Here is a 2,166-nt window from a genome sequence, read left to right as displayed (position 1 = left end):
TTTGTCGTGTCGCCTGACAGGTAGATCGGAAGATTGCCCGTCTGGTCGCGCATCGCGCGCGCGAAGGCGAGGATGGCTGCCTGTCCCTTGTTGAGGCTGTAGAGATTGCACATCCCGACAATATAGGGGCAGGGGATGCGGTGGCACCACTGACCGCGTTCCCGGCGAGTCACCGAGTGGCGCAGAACGCAAGCGCCGTGACCGTCCATGATCGGGTTGTGGAAAGCCGGTACGGGTGAATACGGGGCAGGGCAGCAACCATTGCGTGCCGAGATGGCCCGGACCATTATACCCGCCGTACGCCAAATCGGGGCAGCGGTGATGACGGCAACGACGTCTTTCCTCGATCCGAAACCTCTTCTTGCGGTTCTGTTCGCGGTGCTCAGCGGGACCGCGTCGGCCCAGACGCCGAGGCCCGGACCGGAAACCGATATCCTCGGCCTGAAGCTGAACATGACGGTGGCCGAGACCGTCACCGCCCTTCAGGCCATCGGCAAAGGCCGGATCACCTATCACTACGCTGAACCGCGTTTTCCCGACGGCAAATGCGTCCTGGAACAGGACCGGCGGTATACGGCGTGGGCGGGTTCCTACACCTCCCCAAAGCTCGGCGACCGCGACGGGCGGGTGAGGGCCTATAGCTTCCCGCCGGTCGGAGATCGGGCTCCAAAGGCGCAGCGTTGCCCGACCTTTCTGACGGATATCACCTTCCTCGATCTTGTCGAGCAGGACGAAAAGCGGCCCTTCGCCACGAAGCTGTTCACCTCCGGCGACAAGGGCCCAAAGTTCGGTCCCGGCTGCGATTACTTCGAGATCGCAGGCACCGGAAACCTTCAGGGATTTCTTATCTCCGGAAGGATGACGGGCGGGAATACGATTGCGCCGTTACCGCCCCAGATCACCGCCTGCGAAGCCATTCGCATTGTCATGTCGCCGGTCGCGGGCGAGGAACGCTCCGCCCTCATCAGCCGCGTCAAGGTGTACCGGTCGGATCACCCCGCGTTCGACACGATCAGCAAGGCCCTGGAGACGAAATACGGCCCCGCCCCGACCTACACCACGGACGAGACCAAGGACACGTTCAGGGCTCTGGCCCGGCGGTGGACTTTCGACACCAGCGGCAAGCTGGTGTCTTCGAAACGCGGCTCGGAGATCGGGGCGTGTACGTCATCCCTCAACGAGCCCCGGGACGAGATGATGCCACCCATCACGACGGGCATCACCTCGGATTGCGCAGTCAGCGTTCTCACGCGGATTTCGTCGCTTCGCGAGAACCCGTATCTCGTCCGCTCCCTCGCCGTCACGATGCTGAACGAGGGCATGCTGTTCCGTCTGCTGGGCGAGCGAGAAGCCCTCGCCCGCACATTCAACGATGACGCCGCCAAGGCGCAGGCCGCCGGAGCCTCCGGGAAGGCGGAGAAGTTCTGAGGCTCCGTGATCGCCGCGAGAGAGACGAGGGGGGGGGCGCATCATGCGTCGCTGTGCGACGCACAACGGTCTCGTGAACGGGGCCCCCACTGCCGCCTTCGGCGATGCCGGGGTATCCGCCCTTCGGTAGTGTTATGACACCTCTTGTCTCGTTGCTGCACCAGTCTAGCGCGGCTCGGGGGCAGGGCGGAAACAGAGCATCTTCTCAACATGTTCCTTGAAAGAGGTTGGCTGCACGTCAAACGATACCGCGAGATATTTCTCAATAGGCTTTCGGAGGTTGCTCGCCTCAATACGAATTCGAATGCGGGGCTTGGCTCCTAATTCGGACTCAGACCTGAGCAGTCGGAATTTCAAGTTGTAAGAACTACTTTGATGTGGGAGTGCCTCACATGTCAGCTGAAGCGTTTCGGACGGCATATATGGGCGATCATCATAGTAGAACGACCACGGGTCACGCTCGCGTGGGCGAATCATACTTGCGAAATCCGTCGGCATATTATGCGTAATCGAATGTGCAGCCGAGACATAGGTGCCGCGGGGTGGGGTCGGAGGGCGTGGCAGCAAAAGGGAATTCTCACGCTTCTCCAGTTCGTCCTTATCAAGCGGATCATGCACGAGCACGCCATCAAAGCCTTCGATGGTCAGCCGCACACGATTGGCGTTCACATAACCAGAATTTGAGACCGAAATAGTGAACGTCGCTTCCGATGCCGCATCGTAAGCGGTCTTCTGATC

Annotated in this window: 2 protein-coding genes and 1 pseudogene; 1 reads left to right on the top strand and 2 read right to left on the bottom strand. The window is 60.9% G+C overall.

Features of this window, described 5'->3' with window-relative positions; genetic code table 11:
• A pseudogene (locus ABTU92_RS28820) lies at positions 1 to 209 on the bottom strand (hypothetical protein); the annotation flags it as partial.
• Between ABTU92_RS28820 and ABTU92_RS28815 the strand changes: the two are divergent.
• On the top strand, positions 208 to 1,428 hold the full coding sequence (locus tag ABTU92_RS28815) for a hypothetical protein (protein ID WP_408094999.1): 1,221 nt from the start codon (positions 208 to 210) through the stop codon (positions 1,426 to 1,428). The pseudogene ABTU92_RS28820 and the gene ABTU92_RS28815 sit on opposite strands and share 2 nt — an antisense overlap.
• Positions 1,429 to 1,593: 165 nt before the next feature.
• On the opposite strand, the gene ABTU92_RS28810 is transcribed toward ABTU92_RS28815, so the two are convergent.
• The coding region (locus tag ABTU92_RS28810) for a hypothetical protein (protein WP_408094998.1) at positions 1,594 to 2,166 on the bottom strand (573 nt) is incomplete at its 5' end.

The organism is Rhodoplanes sp. SY1 (assembly GCF_046000175.1).
GTDB lineage: Bacteria > Pseudomonadota > Alphaproteobacteria > Rhizobiales > Xanthobacteraceae > Rhodoplanes.
The sequence above is the reverse complement of the archived record's forward strand: the minus strand, read 5'-3'. Positions and strand labels throughout refer to the sequence as shown.

Bases quoted from the DNA above. Each gene is read 5' to 3' on its own strand.
- ABTU92_RS28815 (WP_408094999.1), top strand. From the start codon at position 208: ATGATCGGGTTGTGGAAAGCCGGTACGGGTGAATACGGGGCAGGGCAG.